The sequence below is a fragment of the Pseudomonas sp. S09G 359 genome, from assembly GCF_002843605.1.
Lineage (GTDB): Bacteria > Pseudomonadota > Gammaproteobacteria > Pseudomonadales > Pseudomonadaceae > Aquipseudomonas.
In genome coordinates this window covers 4,751,177-4,774,043 of record NZ_CP025263.1, presented here as the reverse complement: position 1 = coordinate 4,774,043, position 22,867 = coordinate 4,751,177, and the positions used below count along the sequence as shown (strand labels likewise).

At 61.2% G+C, this 22,867-nt stretch carries 11 protein-coding genes; 8 read left to right on the top strand and 3 right to left on the bottom strand.

Features of this window, described 5'->3' with window-relative positions; genetic code table 11:
* The first annotated feature begins 78 nt into the window (after positions 1–78).
* From CXQ82_RS21760 to CXQ82_RS21750, 3 genes are all read left to right on the top strand, one after another.
* Positions 79–597 (top strand): DUF2059 domain-containing protein, encoded by a 519-nt coding sequence (locus CXQ82_RS21760; RefSeq protein ID WP_014719258.1) that lies wholly within the window; start codon positions 79–81, stop codon positions 595–597.
* A 6-nt stretch (positions 598–603) separates the two neighbouring features.
* Positions 604–897 carry a BolA family transcriptional regulator gene (locus CXQ82_RS21755; protein WP_101272238.1) on the top strand — a complete coding sequence of 98 codons (294 nt, stop codon included), beginning with the start codon at positions 604–606 and terminating at the stop codon, positions 895–897.
* Between the two features lie 124 nt (positions 898–1,021).
* Positions 1,022–3,736: an RHS repeat-associated core domain-containing protein gene (locus CXQ82_RS21750; protein ID WP_101272237.1), complete on the top strand. Its 2,715-nt coding sequence runs from the start codon at positions 1,022–1,024 to the stop codon at positions 3,734–3,736.
* A 25-nt stretch (positions 3,737–3,761) separates the two neighbouring features.
* On the opposite strand, the gene CXQ82_RS21745 is transcribed toward CXQ82_RS21750, so the two are convergent.
* The 3 genes from CXQ82_RS21745 to CXQ82_RS21735 are packed head-to-tail and all read right to left on the bottom strand — an operon-like array spanning position 3,762 to position 15,848.
* A complete protein-coding gene (locus CXQ82_RS21745) occupies positions 3,762–8,228 on the bottom strand; it encodes a SpvB/TcaC N-terminal domain-containing protein (protein WP_101272236.1) in 4,467 nt (1,488 codons plus the stop codon).
* Positions 8,225–13,042, bottom strand: a complete 4,818-nt coding sequence (locus tag CXQ82_RS21740; protein WP_101272235.1) for a neuraminidase-like domain-containing protein — start codon at positions 13,040–13,042, stop codon at positions 8,225–8,227. Before CXQ82_RS21740 ends, CXQ82_RS21745 begins: the two co-directional genes overlap by 4 nt.
* Before the next feature lie 43 nt (positions 13,043–13,085).
* Complete coding sequence (locus tag CXQ82_RS21735) at positions 13,086–15,848, bottom strand: Tc toxin subunit A (protein ID WP_256581826.1); 2,763 nt, start codon at positions 15,846–15,848, stop codon at positions 13,086–13,088.
* Positions 15,849–16,085: 237 nt separating this feature from the next.
* Here CXQ82_RS21735 and CXQ82_RS21730 point away from each other — a divergent pair, with 237 nt between their 5' ends.
* The 5 genes from CXQ82_RS21730 to CXQ82_RS21710 all read left to right on the top strand — a co-directional run bounded on the left by CXQ82_RS21730 (position 16,086) and on the right by CXQ82_RS21710 (position 22,834).
* Entirely contained in the window at positions 16,086–17,027 is a 942-nt protein-coding gene (locus CXQ82_RS21730) for a rhodanese-related sulfurtransferase (protein ID WP_101272234.1), read from the top strand.
* A gap of 37 nt (positions 17,028–17,064) precedes the next feature.
* Positions 17,065–17,670 (top strand): DsbA family protein, encoded by a 606-nt coding sequence (locus tag CXQ82_RS21725; RefSeq protein ID WP_177409961.1) that lies wholly within the window; start codon positions 17,065–17,067, stop codon positions 17,668–17,670.
* Complete coding sequence (locus tag CXQ82_RS21720; RefSeq protein ID WP_371917328.1) at positions 17,597–19,462, top strand: ABC transporter ATP-binding protein; 1,866 nt, start codon at positions 17,597–17,599, stop codon at positions 19,460–19,462. The genes CXQ82_RS21725 and CXQ82_RS21720 overlap by 74 nt, the downstream gene beginning before the upstream one ends.
* Positions 19,463–19,526: 64 nt before the next feature.
* Complete coding sequence (locus CXQ82_RS21715; RefSeq protein ID WP_101272231.1) at positions 19,527–21,989, top strand: EAL domain-containing protein; 2,463 nt, start codon at positions 19,527–19,529, stop codon at positions 21,987–21,989.
* A gap of 44 nt (positions 21,990–22,033) precedes the next feature.
* Positions 22,034–22,834, top strand: a complete 801-nt coding sequence (locus tag CXQ82_RS21710) for a TenA family transcriptional regulator (protein WP_101272230.1) — start codon at positions 22,034–22,036, stop codon at positions 22,832–22,834.
* The last annotated feature ends 33 nt before the right edge of the window (positions 22,835–22,867 follow it).

The window sequence follows — 22,867 nt, the reverse complement described above, 5'->3', positions numbered from 1 at the left end:
GGGTTGAGCCGCGAGGTTTTTTAGGCGCAGAATGGTCGCCCTTGGGGTCTTACCTCGCCTGCTAGAAAAGGAAACTCGATGACTCGTCTTCGTGCCATCTGTACCGCGGTTGCTCTGGTTTGCGCCAGCGGCCAGGTTCTTGCCGATACCGCCAGCCACAACGCCAGTGCCGAAGCCTTCCTTACCCTGGCCCATGCCGACAAGCTGGGTACCCCGGTGTACATGCAAGTGCAGCAAATGTTCGCCCAGCGTTTCGAACAGACCAAGGCGCCTGCCGCCAAGCAGTCGGTACTCGACAGCTACCAGGCCAAGGCCAACGCCGCCCTGGACCAGGCCATCGGCTGGCCCAAGCTGAAGCCAGACATGGTCAAACTCTACACCACCAACTTCAGCGAATCCGAACTCAAGGACCTGGTTGCGTTCTACCAGTCGCCGCTGGGCAAGAAAGTCCTGGAAAAAATGCCGCAACTGACCCAGCAATCGGCCCAGATGACCCAGGCCAAGCTGGAAAGCGCCGTGCCGGTGGTGAACAAGCTGTTGGAAGACATGACCAACGAGCTGGCACCCAAAGCCGCTGCACCGGCCAAGAAGAAGTAAGCAGGAATGACCATGCAACAGCGTATCGAAACGGCGCTCGGCGCCCTGGCCCCGGACCACTTGAGCGTGCTGGATGAAAGCCATATGCACAGCCGTGGGTTGCAGACCCACTTCAAGGCCGTGTTGGTCAGCCAGCAGTTCGAGGGGCTTAACCGCGTCAAGCGCCACCAGAAGGTCTACGCCACCCTGGGTGACCTGATGAGCGAGTTTCATGCGCTGGCGCTGCACACCTACACTCCTGAAGAGTGGCAACAAATCGGCGCGGCACCTGCTTCGCCGACGTGTGCGGGCGGGCATTGACCACAATGCTCGGGCTTCAGCCGGCAGGTGCCGGTTGAGGCTGTTTGCATAACCCGATACCCCATTTCTCCCTGACGTGATCCCTAGGCTTTGCTGACTATTCAGCCACCAGGGTCATGTGATCATGTCTGCTGCACTCCATCGAAACACCCCCACTCTTGTGGCGTTCGACCCGCGCGGGTTGACCGTACGCACTGTTGCCTACCAACGCGCCAGCGCCCAGGCCGAGCCCCAGGCCCGCGTCATACGCCAGGTGTATGGCGCCAGCGGCTTGCTGCGTCAGCAATGGGACCCGCGCCTGTATGCCCTGAACGCCCCTGCGCCCTCTGAAAGCCTGGTGCACAGCCTGTCCGGGGCTACGCTGCAGCGCGACAGCGTGGATGCCGGCCGGCGCCTGGTGGTGCTGAACCAGGCCGGGCAACTGCTGCAGGCCTGGGACAGCCGGGGCGCTTGCCAACGCTATGAATACGACACCTCGCAACGGCCGGTCGCGGTGTTTGAACAGGCGGCCGACGAACCGCGTGAACGTTGTGTCGAGCGCTTGGACTATGCCAGCCCCTCGCCCGAAGCGGCGGCGCTGAACCGTTGTGGCCGGCTGATTCGGCATGCCGACCCGGCGGGCAGCGTGCTGTTCGATGAGTACGCCATCGATCAGCGCGAGCTCAAGCAAACCCGGCGTTTTCGCTCCGACACCACCCCGGTGGACTGGCCGGCTACGGCGCCCGCCCAGGAGGCTTTGCTGGAAAAAGCCGCCTATACCACGGTTCGCCGCTACGACGCCCTGGGCGCATTGCTTGAGCATACCGACGCCAAGGGCAATCGCCAGCATCGGGCCTATGGGCTGCATGGCCGGCTCAAGGAGGTCGCAATCACCCCCAAGGACGGCGCACGCACGCTGTTGTTGCATCAGCGCAAATACACCGCCAACGGGCAGATGGAGTACGAATGGCTTGGCACCAGGCTGATCAGGACCGCGCGTTATGCGCCGCAAAACGCGCGTTTGTTGCAGATCCAGACTTACCGCCAGGGCGGAGCCGCCAAGCCATTGCAAGACCTGGTGTACGCCTATGACCCGGTTGGCAATATCCTCAGCCTCAGCGACCTGGCCCAGCCCACCCAATGGCACAGCAATGCGCGCATTGAGGCGGGCAGTCGATACGAGTACGACAGCCTGTACCAACTCACCCTTGCCACCGGGCGCGAACATGCTGCGAGCACGTCGGGCCAGGCACCCCCGCCGCAACTGATGTTCGGTGCGACGGACGCTGGGCTGTGGCGCAATTACACCCAGCGTTACACCTACGACGAAGGTGGCAACCTCACGCACCTGCGTCATTCACCGGGCACCGGCACGGGTTACACCCGGCAGATGACGGTTGCGGCTCACAGCAACCGCGCCGTATCCGGTACCGCGCTGCCAGCGGCCGAGGACTTTGACGGCAATGGCAACCAGCGTGCCCTTGGCAGCGGCCAGCAGATGGGCTGGAACGTGCGCAACCAGTTGACCCACGTGACCCACGTGGGGCACGAGGCTGACGGCGAGGCTTACCTCTACGATGCCCACGGCACGCGTGCGCTCAAGGTCAGGCGCAATGGCATGCACTCGCAACGTACCTATTATCTGCCGGGGCTGCAGATGCACTGGCGGCGTGGCCAGCGCTTCAACCTGCTGGATATTGACCTGGATGGCAGCCGGGTGACGGTGCTGCAATGGGAGCAGGGCCGCCCTGACGGCATGGACGCCGAGCAGATCCAGTTCAACCTGCTCGACCACCTCAAGAGCAGCGCGTTGGTGGTCGATGACCAGGCGCAGCTATTGAGCCAGGAAGGCTATTACCCCTACGGCGCCACAGCCTGGTGCGCCAACCGGTCGGCGCTCCAGGGCGACTACAAGTGCTACCGCTATGCGGGCAAAGAGCGCGACGCCACCGGTCTGTATTACTACGGTGCGCGTTACTACGCGCCTTGGTTGATGCGCTGGATCAGCCCGGACCCGGGTGGCGCTGTAGACGGGTTGAATCTGTATGCGATGGTGCACGGTAACCCCATGCGGTTCACCGATGCAGGGGGCGGGCAGACGACCTTTGGTGAGCAGTTCCAACCCAGCCGGGGCGACATGATTTTTGGCCTGAGCGAGGTGGTCGCGGGCTACCGGAGTTTCTGGTCAAAAATGAGCGCGCGGGGCGATGTCTTGGCGGCGTACTTTTCTGGTGCCGACGTGGCGAACTGGAGCGCCGGGCTAGGGGTCGTCGCACATGCATTCAAGAGTTATCAAGAGCTGGCGCCGGACATCTTCAAGGACCTGATCACGCCCGACCCAAGCGGAACCGAAGAGGTTTACGTCCGGCTGAAACGCGAGCTGGTCCAGAAGACTTCAGCAGTAGAACAGCACTTCTATCAAAGTATGGTGGCGCGTTATTCCGGTTGTTTGTCTACAAGTGCCAACCAGCAGTTCGTCAGGCGTTTTGCTGGGGATCTGGTGCAAAGCAAGTACTCACTCACCGACACTACGCGGGAGTTCATTGACAAAGGGCTGAACGAGATTCAAAAAAAGCTGATCAGCCGCAGCAGTAAATCGGCATTGGCTACGCTGATTGGCTCCCAGGGCGCGACGGTGCATTTCGCCCTTGATGAGCTGGACATCAACAGCGTGATTCGCAAGACCAAACGCTCGGTCACCGGTTCCGAACTGCGCTGGCTTTACCGGCACCGTGCTCAGTTGGCCGGCCGAGTGGTGTTTTATCAAGGCCAGCGGCGCGTGGATGCCCCTTGGGACACCCATGCGGCGACGTGGAAGAGTTACCGGCCGCGCAGTACGCGAGTGACTGCACGGCGTTGATCATAATCCCCGACCGGCGCCGGGTTCAGCCTGCGCCGGCGCTTTCCTCCCATGTGTCGTTTTCATCCTCGCTGACCGCATACCAACCATTATGGCTCACGCGCTTTATCGCGCCGCTGGCCGTCAGCGTGCGCACCGCACGCCCCAGCGCGTCATGAAACTGCCGGTCGTTGTCGGCCAGGTCGCGCAAAGACCCATCGCTGATGTAGCGGTGCGCGCTGGCGAAGTAAGGCCGATAGACGCGCGTAATTGCGCCCTGGTGATTGTATTCGACACGCTCTTCGACGCACCAGCGCGGGTCAGCCATTACCGATTGAATGACCCCGCGCTCGACACTCAAACGGCCATTGCCCAGCACCTGCCAGGCGTCGCCCGGCTCGGTGTTGTGCACACGTTGCAAGGACCGGCCAAAGCCATCCCAGAAGGTCAGGCTCAGACGTACCGTCTGTTGCGGGTCATCGGGGTAACGATCGGCCAGCAGCGTCAGGCGATGGACCGGTTCGCGAGGGGCCTGGGCAACCAGCGCGGCGAGTTGTCGGGTAGAGGCATCGGCACCCGGCGGGATCTTTTTCAGGCGCAACCGGGCGGTCTCGCGGATATGCCCACCGGGTAGCAGGTAACCCCGGGTCACCCACTCAGCCTGGCGATCCGCTGTTGCAATTGTGCCCATCCAACTGAATGGCGCGTAGAGGTGCGCGCTGGCGGCCTGGCCGAGGGTTTGGCGGGGGGCGTTGATGGCCTGTTCGACAGAACTGCCGAGCAACTGCCGGGCATCCGGCAGCGGGCCGAAGCCTTTGGTTTGACCCGACTCCTGGCCCTGGTAGCGGCTGGAGAGCAGCCGCCCGAAGCCGTCGTAGAGGGCTTGTTGCACGCTGCCATTGGGGTCGGTGAGGCTGGTGGGCAGCAGCAGCCGATAGTCCGGCAGGGTTTTGCTGATGCAGCCATCGGCGTGTTTGACCTCGATGATGTGGCAGCCATAGGGGTCATAGGTCAGGGTGGTGTCGCCCAGCGCTTGGGTCAGGCGCCAGCTGTGCAGTTGGTAAAAACCGCTGCCATCCAGATACCGCGGCCACTGCCGGCGGACGGACCAGAGTGCCGGCTCGGCCACACCAGTGGAGAAAAATACCTGCATGGGGCGATAGCCGATCTGCTGCAATTGGGCCGTGAGCTGCCAAGTCTCCTGGCCGGGCAGCTGGGGTATTTGCCGGTAGGTTTCCAGGGCTTCAGCGTGCAGTTCGGCGCTCTCCAGGTAGTCGCTCAAGGCCTGCAACGTGGCCTTGCCCGCTACCAGGGTTTTGCCGGCGAGGCCCGGCTCGCGGTAATACTGGATCGACAGCCCGCTGAGCGCGCGTGGCGCTTGCGGCCCCATGGGCCCTGAGCGCTTGTCGATAAATTGTTCATAGGCAATGGTCGCGGCACGCAACTCGGTTTTGGGCACGACCCAGGCATTGTCGCGTTGGCGGCAAGGCAGGCCCAGGCGCCATTGCGCGTCCTGCGTCAGGTGGGTCCACTGCGTCAGGGTCTCGTTCAGATAGTGGGTTTGCTGCGCCGGGTCATGGCTGTCGCGCCACCACTGTTGTTGAGCGGCATCGGCCAGTGCAGCCGGCGCGGCATCGCTGGCGGCCTTGCGTCGTGCCAGGTGCACGCTGACGCTATGGACCAGGTGGCCAAACCCATCCCAGCGCAGGTTGAGCTGATGGGTGACTACAGGGTCGTCGGGCACCTGTTCATACCGGTAGTCGATGCTTTCCACGGTCACTACCAGCATGCGTGCCCAGGGTTGTGAGTCGGCCGCGGCGGCCAGCTGGCGTACCAGGTAGCGATGTTGCTGCACGGAAAACGGCACGCCCTGCGCCGTGTCGCCGGCGAAGACTTCGTGGCGCAACAACGCGCCTTTGAGCGCGTAGGCCGCATCCCGCAGGGTTTGTGCGGCGGGGGTGGGCAACGGCACATCGACGTGGTCGGTGGGCTGCGGTTGTGCGGGGGCGCGGTGTCGGCATAGCAGGGTTTTACCCAGGCGGGGCGCCTCTGGGTCATGCAGGTTGTAGCCTTCGGTTGGCATGTCCAGGGCCTGGCCGGTATGAAACCAGCGTTTGCTCAAGGTGCCAGCCCTGTCAGATGCGTCGCCAGGCGCGCGCTCGGTTTCGCTCTGAAGGATCAGGCCGAAGCCCTGGAACGCGCGCTCGGTGGCGTTGTAATACGCCTGCCGGTAGCTGAAATGCCGGGTCAGGGTGCTGTTGTTTATTTCGTCGTGGAGAGTCTGGCGGCACACCAGTGGGATGGCCAACGGCGAGTGACTGATGGCGCGCCTGCCTTGAGCGCGCTGCTGTTTTTTTTCATCCAACCACTCCTGGGCGCTGCTGCGGTAGCGCACTTTTGCCTGGGCACCGAGGTTGTTGGTGGTGTAGATGAGCAGGCTGGGTCGCTCGTCGAAAAAGTCGTAGCGCCAATGGCGTGGGTGTTCGTACAGGACGCTGACGATCAGGCTGGGGCAGCCCAGGCCGTTCAGGTCAGCCAGGCTGATCTGGCAGAGTGCGTCATGCCGCACGCCTTGCGGCCATGCCAGCACTTGGGGTGTGGTGTCGAAGCGGTTGCCGGCGAGGTTGCTGAAAACCCGCAGCTCCCCCGGCATCAGGTACAGCAGGTCGGCGCCGCCAATGCCGTCCAGGTCTGCCAGGCGTATGTGGGTGGCGTCGAACGTGGCCGGGTTGAAGGGCAGGCTAGCCATCACAAAACCTTTGCCGAACCGGCCTCGTCCCAGGTTGGGCCAGCACATCAGCTGGTTATGGCGGATGCGCACCAGATGCTGCTGGCCACTGCCAAGCACATCACTGAAACCGACCCATTCATGGGGTGAGTGGGACAGGGTCGGCAGCGTGTCGTCAGCGTGTGTATGGGGGATATCGACACCGGGGGCGAACCCGGCCTGCTGGCGGTTGGCATACAGGCGCACGCTGCGCGGCCCTACCAGCGCCAGGTCGTTGAAACCGCCACCCATCAGGTCACCAAAAACCGCGTCGGGGTGGAAGTACTCCATGGGGAAGGCGTCGAACGGGATAAAACCGGACCAATCCAACTGCGCGCTCAAACTGAAGAAACCACTGAAGCCTGGTCGGCCAATGACCCAGTCAATGCGCCCATTACCGGTGACATCGGCCAGTTGCGGGTGCATGTGATCGGCGCTGTCGGCCATGGGGACGGCGGGGATTTCCCGCGCCGCCGCGTAGCTCACCTCATCTGCGTTGCCGGCTTCAGCGCGTTGCGGTTCCCGGTAGTACCAGGCCTTGTCGGAGCGATACAGCAGCCCCGGCAGCCCTTCGCCATAGAGGTCGACCAAGTGATAGCGCTGGCCGTCGTTCAGGCCGGGGAAGTCGGCCAGGCGTTGAAACCGCGCGGGCTCAAGCTTCAGGGCGGCATTTTGATAGAGGCATTCCTGCGGGGGCAGGCTGCTGATCACGCCCTGGGCGTCGATGGCTTGTTCGTGGATGGCGTGCAGCAGGTTCAGGCCATTGCGCACGCGGTGGTGCTCCAGCACCACACGCCTGACCAGCACCGGCGCGTGGCCCATCTGCGGCTCGCCGGGAAAGTGGTGGAACAACAACACCTGGCGACACAGGCGCAAGGTGCGCCGTTCAAAGCCGTCGGCGAAGCTGGAAAACGCGTCCTCGCGCAGGGGCCAGGGGGTGTCTATGGCGTAGGGCGGCACCTGGTCGAGGGCCGTGGTGCGTTGCCCGTAATCGAATAGCAACTGGAAGTGCCAGCCTTTGGACAAGGCATCGTCGGTGTCCAGCAGGTACAGGCGCTCTTCGGCCCTGGCGGTGAAATGCCCGTAGCAGACCTTTATCAGGTAGCGTTGGGCGCGGCAGTCGCGTGGGTAGCGAGCCGTCTCGGTTTCCGGTTCGTAGTGATAGTAAATGTGCTCGCCGCGGGCACTCAGGCTCTCCTGCAACAGCCACTGCGCGATGTGGTGTGGCTGGTCCGGGTCGGTGATCCGCGCGGCGTTGGTTTTGCCGTACAGGTGCTGGCTGCCGTCCGCCGCATGAACCCGCCAGAACCCGCTGGGGTCGGTTGCCGATTGGCAGCGTTCGAGCCGATCGAAATCACGTTCGACCCTGGGCTGGTAGCGTGTCACGGAGTAGCCCGTGCCTGGCTCCAAGCGAGCCGGTTCGTCGGGTAACAGCAACTGCCCATCCGGGCCGATGAAACGGTCGTCGGCGGTATAGGCCGGTACGCCATGGGAGGTGCGCCGGCTGATGGCGTTGACCGGCACCGTCCAGCCGAGGCCGAAGGGGCTGTTGCCGGCGGCGCTGTGATACACCAGCGTCATCGCGGGGGTGAAACCGCGTGCAGGCGAGACGGGCAGGGGGAACTCCAGCGAGGCACCGCCGTTGAAGCCGACATCGCCCCAATCCTTGCCACTGCCTTGAATCGACGCGCCGCCCTCTGGCAGTGCGGGGGCATTGATCGGCGATTTGTCCTGGGCGCGGTTCATCGACGGCCACCGCTGGCCGCTGCGGCCCTGGCGGTGTAGCGCACATGAATAACGATATCGTTGATCGATTCGAGCAGCACCTTTTGCCGAGCCGGTTCGGGGAACGCCAGGTTCCAGTCGGAAATCGCGCCGGTGTACTCGAAGGGCAGATAGCGATCATTACCCTCGAACATCAGTGTGAACAGGCCGTTGTCATCCAGGCCGGTGGAGAGGGCGATTTGCTGGTTTGCCCGGATGTCCTTGAGCGCCGCGCCGGTGGGCAGTTCGATCTGGTTGCTGGTTTGCGTCAGGATTGCCCTCACGTCTTCATAAGGGCCGAGTGTCGCCGGCAGAGACAGGCTGATGCTCTTGATGCGCCGAAGCACCTGGCCGGGGTAGTCCTGGTCGAACAGGGCTTTGGTCAACTTGAAGCTGAGCATGCCTTTTTCAACCAGGTTTTTTTTATGCTGGGCCCACGGATCTGGCGGATCCGTGCCATCGGCAGCGCCCAAGCTTGTGACCTCACAGTCGCTGAGGCGATGACGCAGGGACAGTGTCTTGACGATCTCCAGGTCGCGCACGTGATGGTGCAGGTAGTCCCTGTTCATATTGAGCAGCGACAGTTTCAATGCCTCGCCCGCCAGGTAGCCGCGATAACTGTTGTTCCAGGCGCCGGGGTTGATAAATGTGCGTTCGAAATCGGCCATCTCATAGCGCCAGCTGGCTTCGGTCGCCTGGCACAGGGACAGGCACAGGTCATAGGCCTGGTAGAAAAACTGGCCGAGCTGTGCATTGACCCAATCATAGAGGCGCGCCTTGGAAAAGCGCTTGGTCAGCAACTGGTAGCTGGACCAGGCCTGCGCCAGGGACGTCTGCGCCAGGCGTAATTGCAGGCGGGTGGCTTTCTCCTGTTCGGCGTAGGCCTGTTTCTGCACGGCGATCTGCGCCAGTTCGAGGTGCGCCTGGTCCCGGGCATGGGCCCACTCTTGCGCCCGCCGGTTGAATTGCTCGGTGCGGTCCAGGTCGGCGGCGCTGCTGCGCAAGGCGGTCGCGGCGCCTTGGGCCAAGGCTTGGGTGGCATGGAAGGGGCCTTCCCAGCGCGAGCCGCCTACCGACATGCCGACAATATTCGGCGCCAGCATCGCAACCCCCGCCGCGGCGCCAGCCACGGCGGCCGCCGCCTCGAAGCCGGCGCTGCGCAGGTACAGCAGTCCAGCCTGGGCTTCTGCACTGCTGACCCCTTCGGCCAGTTGGCGTTCGTAGTAGTGGGCCCGGCCTTCGATGATCTGGCGGCCGGCCTCGAGGGTTTCGCGGTTCTTTTCGTCAATGCGCAGTGCCTGCTGCTGTTGGCTGACGATGATGTTGGCCAGGTCCCAGGCTTGCTGTTGTTGCAGCTCCAGGAGTTCAGCCTGTTCCTTGCGTTCATTGAGGCTGAGCATCGTGTTGCCGAATTGAATCAGCGTATCGGTGGCGTCTTTGGCGTGGCTGAGCATCACCTGGAACCGATAGTGGCTCAGTGGTGCCGGGGGCAACGCACCGAAGCCATCCTGGCCCAGCGCGCCTTTGCCTTGGCTGGCCAGCAGCCTGTGGGGCGACAGCGGCGGAGCGTAGAGCGGCAGGCGCAGCGGTTTGCCGCTGATATCCAGGTTGTATCGCAAGTTGTGCAGGCGGCTTTCCAGCTTGTCCCAGCGCGCGACAAGGTCCGGGTTGAAGGGCAGGCAGAGGTCGTCGGTGTCGGTCAGAAACGGCAGCGAGAGACCATTGATCGGGCGGTTTTCGTTGACGGACGGGGCTTGCCGCTCGAGCTGTCGCAGGGCTTTGGATTGGTTCTTTGCCAGCTTTTCCAGGGTGATGCTCGCCCAGGGTTCCACGCGGGTGATCGTCGGCCGCGACTCCAGCAGTTGATGGGCGCGGGTATACCAGAGCTTGGCTTGCGTCAGGCTGTCGGCGGTGAGTTGCCGGTAAGCGGCGTCGCCGCGATTGAGCAGGATATCGAGGTAGAACTGGTAGACCGCTTTACGAAAGTGTACCGGGGCCGCCAGCGCCGAGTGATGCGGGTCGCTGTCGACTTCGCCATTGCCACGGGTGTCCCGGGTCAATTCGCTGAACCCCCAATAGGCCGGGCGATCACTGTTGGCGGCGGCATTGCGCCCGGGGTCGAAGACATATTTGAGCCACGCCTGGGCCTCCACATACTGTTGTTCCTGGTTCAGGCGATGGGCAATCAGCCAGGGCACGTACAGGAACAACTCCCAGAAGTACTTGCCGTTGGCCCCGTTGAAGTCGATGTCATCGGCTGCTCCCTGGGCGGCCAGCGGGGGCTCTTTCCATCGTTTTGGACTAAACGAGTACAAATGTTCAAGGCTGATGCTGGCGGCGTCTACCAGCTTGCCGGCGAAGCAGGTGTTCAAGCGAATGGGGGCCGGTGGGTCCTTGACCAGTGTGCTGGTGGAGAAATCAATGAATTCGGCGATACCCAGTGGTGGTGAGGCAAGCGTTGTAATGCTCGGCGCACGTTGCTGGGTAAGCTGGATTCCGCGGGTTCTGGGCGCTACCTTCAGAGTGATCGCCTTGAGTGCATAGCCAAGGACTTTTGATTCACTTTCTTCAACTCCGAAGCACAACACCCCGTGGATCAGTGTGAGGGTTGTATCCGTTGTGCTGTCCGGTACTGGAATATGTGCGGTGACGCTATGTTTAGCCGGTAACTCGGGACTTGAGCCTGCCAGGCTGTCGAGTGCGGCGTCCTGAAAGTTGAGGATTTGGTTCGAGTTGGCGTCAATGATTTTGGTGACTTCATAGCCACTGAAGTTGCTGCTCATGATGACGTGTTTGTAAGCGCGCAGTTGTGAGGGAACGACGGAGACGTCCTTTCCCGAGAAGAAGTTTTGTTGATGCAACTCCTGTTGGTTATTGTTCTCCTCGTTCCTGTAACTTTGGTAGCGAGTAAGGATAACTTCGATAGGGCTATGCATGTGGGCATAGAGGTGCATCAACGCCAATCGGTCAACGAAGGTGCCTTCCAGAGAGGATTGCTTTGAATTGTCTGAGGCTTTTTTTATGGTGATTAATGGCCTGTCTTTGTCGTGTACGAAATTGGGAAACGTTTCTTGGGTGAGCGTATTTCTGAAATACAGCGCATACAGGCTGGCTTGATAATCATCTCTTTTGTCGATGATGATTGAGCCACTGCCCAGTTCGAACTGCATGGCAGTTGGATCGGCGAGTGGCTTGGTTTTTAATACGATGGTAAGACCATCTTTTTCCAGGGTAATACTGTAGGTTTGGACGAAGCTGGATTTTAGTGTCGACGTGATGATCAAATCGTTGGTGGTTGAATCAAAGGTGAAAGCGCCTGTTTCTATATCGTTGATGTCGTGTTGCTTGCTTTCAAAATTCCAGTGATTCTCCTCTGAAAAAGGCGCCTGTTGCCGGGCTATCGTGATGTCGCGCTGGGTATAAGGGGTGATCTTGAACTGCAAGTCTCCCGGGTTTTTATAGCCGAAGAACGTGAAGTATTGTCGCGCACTGCCAGGCAGTAACTCGCTGTAGTAGCCGGTGTGGTTATCCACTTTTCCGCTGATGACACTCTGCACTTTTCTACGCTCGTTAACGTCCAGGACTTCCACCAGTCGGCTGATTTCCTGCGCTAGGTCAGACCCTGGCAACACTTTATAACGCTCAGGGCTGCCTCCGTCAGCGGCGGTGGTTACATTGAAGTGCTGGTCGAGATAGACCGCCTGGAAAAACTTGCCGGTGAAGTGCTGCTGCCGTTGCGGATCAGTGTGCATGGGCGCATGCACGCCCAGGAATAGCCTGGCCGGCGACTCGGCATCGACAATCGCCACCGTTTGGGTGATGGCCTTCAGCAGCGCGATAGACGCGGTATTGACCTCTTCGGTGGCACAGTACTGATTGATGCAGGCCTTGGGTGCGCTCCAGGTGTCATCGTATTTTTTGTAGGAAAAGTTAAGGCGAAATTTGACGTAGTGGCTGGCGAACCAATCATGCAGGTGGTCTTTTGTATCGAGCTGGGTGTCGGGCGTCGCGACGTTGCGCACGGGTTCGGGTTTGACGCATTCGGCCCAGATCAGATACAGGCGGTTATTCATGAACACCGGTCGGATGCTCTGCTCGGCCGTGTCGTCGGAGAGGGTCAGATTGATTTTCTTCCAGTCCGACCAGGCCTGTACCGAGGGCTTTTTGGCGTCGCTGGATGAGCGTTTGGACAGGTCCAGGGAGCGCCAGTAATAGGCCTTTTCAGAGGTGGATTTGCCGACGAAGTAATAAATGCTGGTGTGCAATTCAGAGGCATTGCCATCGATGTAGCCGTTGAGGGTGCGGATATTGGCCATTTCCTCGAAGCGACCCAGGTAGCTTTGCACGGCGGTGAGCACGGTATCGGCTTGCAGGCGGTATTGGCTCAGGTCGTTTTGCAGGTGCTGAAAACTGTCGGTCTTGTCGCGGCGCAGTGTGGGGTCCAGGTAATTGGCCGGGTGGTAGCACAGCTGCTGGCTGGCGCTCCAGAGCGGATAGGCGTGCAGGTGTTCGCGCCACATCTGGTCCTGCTTTGGGCTCATGCCCTGTGTTTCATAGCCGGGCTCCAGGCCCAGCTGGATGCGCGTGATGTATTGCTGCAGGCTGGCAATTGCACAGGCCACGGGGCTGGTGGGCACTGCCTGGCTGACTTGCACATCGAGCAGCCAATACTCGTAGAGGTCATCGGCGTTGGTGATTTTGCCGGCTTGCGCGGTGGGTATTTTGTGGGCCAGGTAGTAAGCCAGCATGGCATCACGCAGGCTTTCGTTGAGGCGTTGATTGAGCGAGTGAGACATGATCATTCCTTGAACAGGTCGTTGGGAGAGCTGCGATGGCGTGTTACTGGCGAGTGCTGGTGACGGCTTCACCGACGGCCTGCCACTCTTCGAATGTCGATTGGCTGTTCAGGCGGCAGAGGTCCAGCAGCTGCTTGGCGGACAGGCCGGTGTCGGCGCTGGCTTGCCGGCACCGCAGGACCCAGTCCAGGCGTTCGATGGAGGTGATGCGCTTGGGCTGCAAGGACTGGCTCAAGGCCTCGATTTCACTGGCGCTCCAGCCCAACAGTTGGGCCAATTGGTTGTTGGCTTCGGCATCCGCGGTCGCGGGCGCGTTGTTGGCATGCTTGAGGTAGTCCAGAAGCTGCTCTTCCGATACGCCATAACGGTCGATGCAGTGTTTGAACTGTTGCATCAAAAACACGTTGTGCAAGGTCAGCTCAAGCAAGGCGTCAGCGTGATAGGCGTCATTGAGCCAGTGCGGGTTGCCCAGCAAGGCGTGCAACGCCTGCCGGCTGACGGGCAATTGCAGCAGGTCTGCGGCGTGCGGCAGCAACAACACCAGGTAACTGAGGGTGTGCAGCGGTGAACCGCTTGCCGTGCTCGGATGGAACAGGCGCAGCACGTGATCGGCTTGCCCGTACTTCGCATGGTTTGCTTGATTGCCAGGCTCCTGCGGCAGGTTTTGCAGGGTTTGTTGGAGGCGTAGATACAGGGGCTGCAAATCCTGCTGGATCGAAGCCAGGATCGACAGCAGGGTTTGCTTGGCCTGGGAAACGCTGTCGCGCTGACCACCCAATTTAAGCGTGGCGAGCACTTGGTCGAGCGCGGTATTGCGTGATCTGCCCTGCCGTATCCGCTGCAGTGCGCTATGGATCGTGGCTTCCCAATCAATCGCCGGGTCATGCTCGGCTTGGGTGGGAAATGTGTGGTCGGTGAGCAGGTCTGACAGGGCACGTTGTGGATGGCTGGTGAATGCCTTGAGCAGCAGGGCGACGGCCGGGTCCAGGCTCACGGTTTCCCGCAGCAGCAGTTGATGGCGCAACAGCTCAAGGCTGCTGCCATTTTCGTTGATCCAGCGACTTGCCCAGTCCAGATGCATGAGCACGTCGAGTACATCCGGCGAGCCTTTCAACGCGTTGCGCAGCGTCGGCTTGAGTATTTGGTGCTGATAGCCGCCGTGCTTGAGCAACTCCAGCAAATGCTTGTAGTCCATGATCGACAGGCCAAACAGCCGGGCGACGCGTGCTTGCCGATAAAGGCCGCTGATTGCGGCGAGGGTGCGCTTGGGCGATTTGCCGGCGCCGATCAGCAGTTGCAGCGAAGTCGGCGAGTCCTGCAGGCCGAGGCTGGCACACAGCTGTTGCCGGGTCGTGGCATCAAAGGGCTGACCATCCAGGTACAGCGGCGGTAGCGCCGAGTCGGCACGGTTGAACACTTGGTCGAATAACGCCACGCGCTCGCCCGAAGCATCGACCGGCAGGTGATGCAGTAGCGCGGCAAACTCTTCGGCTTGCAGCCCATAGCGTTTGTTCAGGTACCGATACACGCCCAGCGCGCGCAGGGTGTTGTGGGTGATCAACAGGTCAGGGTTGGCCTTACCTTCGCAACGCATGGCACTGACCAGCAGGGTGTCGAGTTGGGCGAACGGGATGTCCAGCCAGCGCTGCAGGCGAGTCATGCGTTGCAGGCGATCGAAGCGCTCAAGCGTGAGATTCACCAGCCGGGCCGAGTGGGTGCCGCCCTGGCTGATCGCAGTGCCGGCGGGGCCATTGATGAACGCGGCCCCATATGCCATATCAGCGACCGTTTTGCAGTGAGGCGATCGGCGCGGCTTGTGTGTGGTTTGCGCGAGCAGTACCTGCAATTGCCCGGCATTGAGGCCAGTACAGCTAAGGAAATCGGCGACCTTTTCCGGGCCTGCCAGATCGGCGTCCACTCGCCAATTGTAATAGTCGCGATAAAAGGACCGAACTTGCTGCGTGTCATAGGTCGAGCCTGCCAACTGTTGCTTGAGCAGTGCCTGCTGCTCCGGGCTCAAGCCGGACAGCAGCGGTTGCAAGTCGTCATTGTCGACGGTGACGTAGCCGTAGGCGTGCGTATCCCGCCGTGCCACAGGCAGCCTGCGGCTGATCCGGTAGTTCAGTTCGCCCAGCGACAGTGTGTTTTCAGCCAGCCCCAGCAGGCACTGTTGGTGGTGAAAGTGGTAGGGCAGGGAAAACGGATACCAGGTCACGCTCAACAACTGACAGGCACCTTTCTGATCACCTACGCCGAGGTTATCGAGCAGGGTCTGGTTGATGATCGACAGCATGGGGCGCTGGCCCGATACGCTGTGTGGGTCGATGAGCAGGTCCTTGAGGTCCGGGCGGCGTTCGGCCAAACGGGTCGCCGTTGCGGCGTCGGCGTGTTTTTCCAGTTGCATGGCAAACAGATAGAGTGCCCTGAGGTACGCCACCGGCGAGTCGACGGCGGCGATGGAGTCGGGGGCGCAAAACTGTTGCCAGTCTTCTTTGAATAACGCGTTATAGGTCACGCCGCTGGTGGGCTTCGCGCCGACGCCCGGGGGTGGCGACACCTGTTGCTCACGAAACAGTGTTTCCAGCTGTGCGGCGGCGCTGCAGGCCTTGAAGTGCAAACGCGTGGCGTCAACGTCGCGGTGGCTGGCCACCTGCTCGGCAAACTCGCCCTCGGACAGTTGCGCAATGTCGAATACCGAGTTGATGCTCAGTTGCTGCAAGGTGTCCTTGAGGTCTCTTTGACCCTCGGCGGGCGGTGACGAGTCACTGACCATTCGCGAGAGTAGGGGGCTGCTGTCTTCATCCATGTGCAGGGTGTTCCTTCGGGCCCGCCAGCGGGTCCGGCGAGCGACACAGGAAGCTATCACGCAGGTTACAAGGGGCGGGGTCAGCCGATGTCGCGGCGGCAGTGCGGAAATATCAACAGGCGAGCGGATGCCATCGTGACGTGGATTTTGTTAGAATCCGCCACGCGCCGCAGAGTCGGCGCTTTTTTTTGCATCCGGTTCACCCCTTACGAGGGTAGCCACCTGGAGAGAACACCCATGACTCAACCGATTGTCGTGGCGGCACTGTATAAGTTCGTCACCCTCGAAGATTACGTCGCCCTGCGCGAGCCACTGTTGCAGGCGATGGTCGACAACGGCATCAAAGGCACCTTGCTGATCGCCGAAGAAGGCATCAACGGCACCGTTTCCGGCAGCCGCGAAGGCATCGATGGGCTGATGGCCTGGCTGAAGAACGACCCACGCATGGTCGACATCGACCACAAAGAGTCGTATTGCGACGACCAGCCGTTCTACCGCACCAAGGTCAAGCTCAAGAAAGAGATCGTGACCCTGGGCGTCGACGGCGTTGACCCCAACAAGAAAGTCGGCACCTACGTCGAGCCGCAGGACTGGAACGCGCTGATCAGCGACCCGGAAGTGCTGCTGATCGACACCCGCAACGACTACGAAGTGTCGATCGGCACCTTCGAAGGCGCAATCGACCCGAAAACCACCAGCTTTCGCGAATTTCCCGACTACATCAAAGCCAACTTCGACCCGGCCAAGCATAAGAAAGTCGCCATGTTCTGCACCGGTGGTATCCGCTGCGAGAAGGCGTCGAGCTATATGCTCAGCGAGGGTTTCGACGAGGTCTACCACCTCAAGGGTGGCATCCTGAAGTACCTCGAAGAGGTGCCGCAGGCAGAGACCAAATGGCAGGGCGACTGCTTTGTGTTCGACAATCGTGTGACCGTGCGCCACGACTTGAGCGAAGGCGACTACGATCAATGTCATGCCTGCCGCACACCGGTGAGCGTCGAAGACCGCGCGTCCGAGCACTATGTGGCCGGCATCAGTTGCCCGCATTGCTGGGATAAGCTGCCGGAGAAAACCCGTCGCAGCGCGATCGACCGGCAAAAGCAGATTGAGCTGGCCAAGGTCCGCAATATGCCGCACCCGATTGGCTTCAACTATAAGCAAACCCCTTCCGAGGCCTGAGCCCATGTCCGCGCGCCTGCTCTATGTAATGGACCCGATGTGTTCCTGGTGCTGGGGCTTTGCCCCGGTGGCCGCGGCGTTGGTTGAGCAGGCCCAGGCGGCCGGTGTGGAGCTGCACCTGGTGGTGGGCGGCCTGCGCACCGGCAGCGGCGCGGCGTTGGAGCCGACCACCCGACGCTACATCCTTGAGCACTGGCAGGCCGTCACCGACGCCACCGGCCAGCCGTTCAAGCGCGAAGGTGCATTGCCCGACGGGTTTGTCTATGACACTGAGCCCGCCTGCCGCGCCATCGTCACTGCGCGCAGCCTGGCGCCCGATTGCGCGTGGACGCTGCTGGGGCTGATCCAGCGCGCGTTTTATGTCGAGGGTCGCGATGTGACCCTCGCCAGCGTGCTGGTCGAGTTGGCTGAAGAAGCGGGCATCCCGCGCATCGAGTTTGCCGGCGCGTTCGACCGCGCCGAGCAGCACGCGGCGACGGCCGCCGACTTTACCTGGGTGCAGGATCTGGGCATTGCCGGTTTCCCGACGCTGCTGGCTGAGCGCAATGGCCAGTTGGCGTTGCTGACCAATGGTTATCAGCCACTGTCGGAACTGTCGCCGTTGCTTGCCCGATGGCTGGAGCGAGCCACCTGTGCAGGATGAGCCCAAACGTACTGATCGTCTGACCTGGGCGGAAGTTCGCCGCCTGGCCCTGCGCCACAAGAAGTCCCTATGGATCGCCAATGGCGTCGCCGTGCTGGCGACCCTGTGCAGCGTGCCCATCCCCTTGCTGTTGCCGTTGCTGGTGGACGAAGTGCTGCTGGGCCATGGCGATGCCGCGCTCAAGGTGATGAACCACGCGTTGCCGCTGGGGTGGCAGAAGGCCGCCGGTTATATCGGCCTGATGCTGCTGCTGACCCTGCTGCTGCGCTGCGGCGCCCTGCTGTTCAACGTGGTGCAGGCGCGACTGTTTGCGCGGCTGGCCAAGGATATCGTGTACCGCATCCGCGTACGCCTGATCGAACGCCTCAAGCGCATCTCCCTCGGTGAGTACGAAAGCCTGGGCAGTGGCACGGTCACCACGCACCTGGTCACCGACCTGGACACCTTGGACAAATTCGTCGGCGAGACCCTCAGCCGCTTCCTGGTGGCCATGCTTACCCTGGTCGGCACCTCGGCGATCCTGGTGTGGATGCATTGGCAGCTGGCCTTGCTGATTTTGCTGTTCAACCCGTTGGTGATCTACGCCACGGTACAGTTGGGCAAACGCGTCAAACACCTGAAGAAGCTCGAAAACGATAGCACCTCGCGCTTTACCCAGGCGCTGACCGAAACCCTCGACGCGATCCAGGAAGTGCGTGCCGGCAACCGCCAGGGCTTTTTCCTCGGGCGCCTTGGCCAGCGCGCCCAGGAAGTGCGTGACTACGCCATTCACTCGCAATGGAAAACCGACGCCTCGAGCCGCGCCAGTGGCTTGTTGTTCCAGTTCGGTATCGACATCTTCCGTGCGGCGGCGATGCTGACTGTGCTGTTTTCCGACCTGTCCATCGGCCAGATGCTCGCGGTGTTCAGTTACCTGTGGTTCATGATCGGCCCGGTGGAGCAACTGCTCAACCTGCAATACGCCTACTACGCGGCGGGCGGCGCGCTGACGCGGATCAACGAGCTGTTGGCGCGTGCCGACGAGCCGCAATATGCCGGCGGCGCAGATCCGTTCAGCGGGCGCGAAACCGTTGGCATTGAAGTGCGCGGCCTGGATTTCGGCTATGGCGACGACCTGGTGCTCGACCAGTTGAACCTGGCCATCGCCCCCGGCGAAAAGGTGGCGATTGTCGGCGCCAGCGGCGGCGGCAAGAGCACCCTGGTGCAACTGTTGCTCGGGTTGTATACGCCCCAGGCCGGCACTATCCGTTTTGGCGGTGCCACCCAGCAGGAAATTGGCCTGGAAACCATTCGCGAGAACGTCGCCGTGGTGCTGCAACACCCGGCGCTGTTCAACGACACCGTGCGCGCCAACCTGACCATGGGCCGCAGCCGCAGTGACCAGGCCTGCTGGCAGGCACTGGAAATCGCCCAGTTGGATGCTACCGTCAAGGCTCTGCCGCAGGGCCTGGACAGTGTGGTGGGGCGCTCCGGCGTACGGTTTTCCGGCGGCCAGCGCCAGCGCCTGGCGATTGCGCGCATGGTGCTGGCCGAGCCGAAGGTAGTGATCCTCGACGAAGCCACCTCGGCCCTGGACGCCGCCACCGAGTACAACCTGCACCAGGCGCTGGCGCGGTTTCTCAGTGGGCGTACTACACTGATCATTGCTCACCGTTTGTCGGCGGTTAAGCAAGCAGATCGAGTGTTAGTGTTTGACGGCGGTCACATTGCTGAGGATGGTGACCATCAGCAGTTGATTGCCGATGGCGGGCTGTACGCCAAACTGTATGGACACTTGCAACAGGTGCGTTGATTCAGACGGGCTCAGGAAGCGGATTTTCGCGTGCGTATTCAGCAGTGCATGTGCAAGGGACTTCATGAAGCAAAAGCGGACTCTCGGAACGCCTCGGCTGCTGGGTATTGTGTGGCCTTTTATCGCAGTCGTGCTGTTCCAGGCATTGTTGGGCTGCGTGAGTCTTTACGTGCTTTCAGCGGTGCGCGGCTATGTGGCAGGCGAGAGCCTGTGGTCCAAGGGGCAGAAAGACGCGATCTATTACCTCACGCTGTACGCCGACAACCGTGACGAATCCACCTACCTCAAATACCAGCAAGCCATCGCCGTGCCCCAGGGCGGGCATGAGCTGCGCATCGCCCTGGACCGCTCCACCCCCGACCTGAGCGCCGCGCGCCTGGGTATTCTCAAGGGCGGCAACCATCCGGATGACGTCTCCAGCCTGATCTGGCTGTACCTCAATTTTCGCCACTTCAGTTACCTGGAAAAGGCCATCGAGCTATGGACCGTAGGCGATGGTTACCTGGTGCAACTTGATGACCTGGCTCGGGAGATGCACCAGGCAATCGCCCGCGACCAGGTCAACCCTAATGATGTGCGCCAATGGAAGGCGCATATCACCGCCATCAACGAGGGCGTGACCCCCGCCGCCAAAGCCTTCAGCGACGCCTTGGGCGAAGGCTCGCGGATGATCCTGCGGTTGCTGTTGATCACCAACCTGGCGACGGCCCTGGGCCTGATCGTGCTGGCGCTGTTGCGCACGCACAAGCTGCTGACCCAGCGCCATGCGTTCGCCGATGCCCTGCAAGAAGAGAAGGAGCGGGCGCAGATCACCCTGGAGTCGATTGGCGATGGGGTGATCACCACCGACGTCGACGGCGCCATCACCTATATGAACCCGGCGGCCGAGGCCCTGACCCATTGGCGCTCGGCCCAGGCCCAGGGCCTGCCCCTGGCGGGGTTGTTCAAGTTGCTGGAGGACAATGCCCAGCCAGACGGTTTCACCCTGATCGAACACATCGTCAAGGGCCAGCTCAGTGGCGGCAGCGAGCATTCAAAAACCATCCAGCGCGTGGATGGCAGCACCGTGTCGGTGACCTTGGTGGGGGCGCCGATCCGCAGCGCCGGCAAGGTTACGGGAGCCGTGCTGGTGCTGCACGACATGACCCAGGAGCGCCAATATATTGCCAACCTGTCGTGGCAGGCGACCCACGATGCCTTGACCGGGCTGGCCAACCGCCGCGAATTCGAGTTCCGCCTGGAGCAAGTACTGCACCCGGCAGGGGGCGCGCAGAGCGGGCGGCACGCGTTGATGTTTCTCGACCTGGACCAGTTCAAATTGGTCAACGACACCTGCGGCCATGCGGCGGGCGACGAGCTGCTGCGACATATCTGCGCGCTGCTGCAGTCGGACCTGCGCGAAGGTGACACCCTGGCCCGCCTGGGCGGCGACGAGTTCGGCATCCTGTTGGAGAACTGCCCGGCGCCGGTGGCGGAAAAGATCGCCGAGAGCCTGCGCCATACCGTGCAAAATCTGCATTTTGTGTGGAAGGGCCGGCCGTTCATGACCACCGTGAGTATCGGCCTGGTGCATATCTCGAACACCCCGACCACGCTGGAAACTTCACTGCGGGCCGCCGACATGGCGTGCTACATGGCCAAGGAAAAAGGCCGTAATCGCGTGCAGGTATACCACGCCGATGATTCGGAATTGTCCCTGCGCTTTGGCGAAATGGCCTGGGTGCAGCGCCTGCACATGGCCTTGGAAGAGAACCGGTTTTGCCTGTACGCCCAGGAGATCTCGCCGCTGGGGCACACCGACGGCGCCGATGGACATATTGAAATCCTGCTGCGCCTGCATGATGAGGCGGGCCGGATCATCCTGCCGGACAGCTTTATCCCGGCAGCCGAGCGCTACGGCCTGATGACCTCCCTGGACCGTTGGGTGGTGGAAAACGTCTTCCAGCTCATCGCCCGTTGCATGCACGAACGCCCGGGCCGCCCGATGGCGATGTGTGCGATTAATCTGTCGGGCATTACTATTGGTGATGATGACTTTCTGGGGTTCCTGCGTGAGAAATTTCACACTTACAGTATCCCGCCGAAAATGATCTGTTTTGAAATTACCGAAACCAGCGCAATTGCAAACTTGGGCAGTGCGATTCGCTTTATTAATGAACTCAAAGACTTAGGTTGTCATTTTTCCCTCGATGACTTTTGTGCCGGAATGTCCTCATTCGCGTATCTCAAACATTTACCTGTAGACTTCCTGAAGATCGATGGAAGTTTCGTAAAGGATATGCTGGACGACCCGATTAACCGCGCGATGGTTGAAGTGATCAATCACATCGGCCACGTCATGGGTAAGCGCACAATTGCAGAGTTTGTCGAGACACCGCAAATCGAACAGGCATTGCTCGAGATCGGTGTGGATTACGCTCAGGGCTACCTGATTGAACGACCGCAATTGTTTACCTTTGATAGCTTGCAGTGTCGACCTGTGCGGCCGCAGCCTCTGTTATTCAAGGCGCCCGGCACATTCCGCTGAAACATTTGTTGGTCTGTAAATCACACTTGAAAAGGAGCCCAACAGTGATCGACACATTCAACAGAACCGGCCCGCTTATGGAAGCCTCGAGTTACCCCGCCTGGGCGCAGCAATTGATCCAGGACTGTAGTGAGAGCAAGCGGCGCGTTGTCGAACACGAACTGTACCAGCGCATGCGCGATAACACGCTCAGCGCCAAGACCATGCGCCACTACCTGATCGGTGGCTGGCCCGTGGTGGAGCAGTTTGCCTTGTACATGGCACAGAACCTCACCAAAACCAAATTTGCCCGCCACCCTGGCGAGGACATGGCGCGCCGTTGGCTGATGCGCAATATTCGCGTGGAACTCAACCACGCCGACTATTGGGTGCATTGGGCCCGCGCCCATGGCGTCAGCCTGGAAGAGCTGCAGGCGCAGAACGTACCGCCGGAACTGCACGCACTGAGTCATTGGTGCTGGCACACCAGCTCGGCCGATTCGCTGATCGTGGCTGTGGCCGCGACCAACTACGCGATCGAGGGCGCGACCGGGGAATGGTCCGCCGTGGTGTGTTCCACCGGCGTCTACGCGGCGGCCTTCCCGGAGGAAGACCGCAAGCGTGCGATGAAGTGGCTGAAGATGCACGCCCAGTATGATGACGCCCACCCGTGGGAGGCGCTGGAAATCATCTGCACCCTGGCCGGGATGAACCCGACCAAGGCCCTGCAGACTGAGCTGCGCCAGGCTGTGTGCAAGAGCTACGACTACATGTACCTGTTCCTGGAAAGCTGCATGCGCCTTGAGAAAGAAAAGGCGCCGGCGGTGGTACGCGAGCGCCAGGTACGCGTGGCCAGCGAGGCATGATCTAAGCCAGTGACAAGTGGGCTGGTTGTGGCA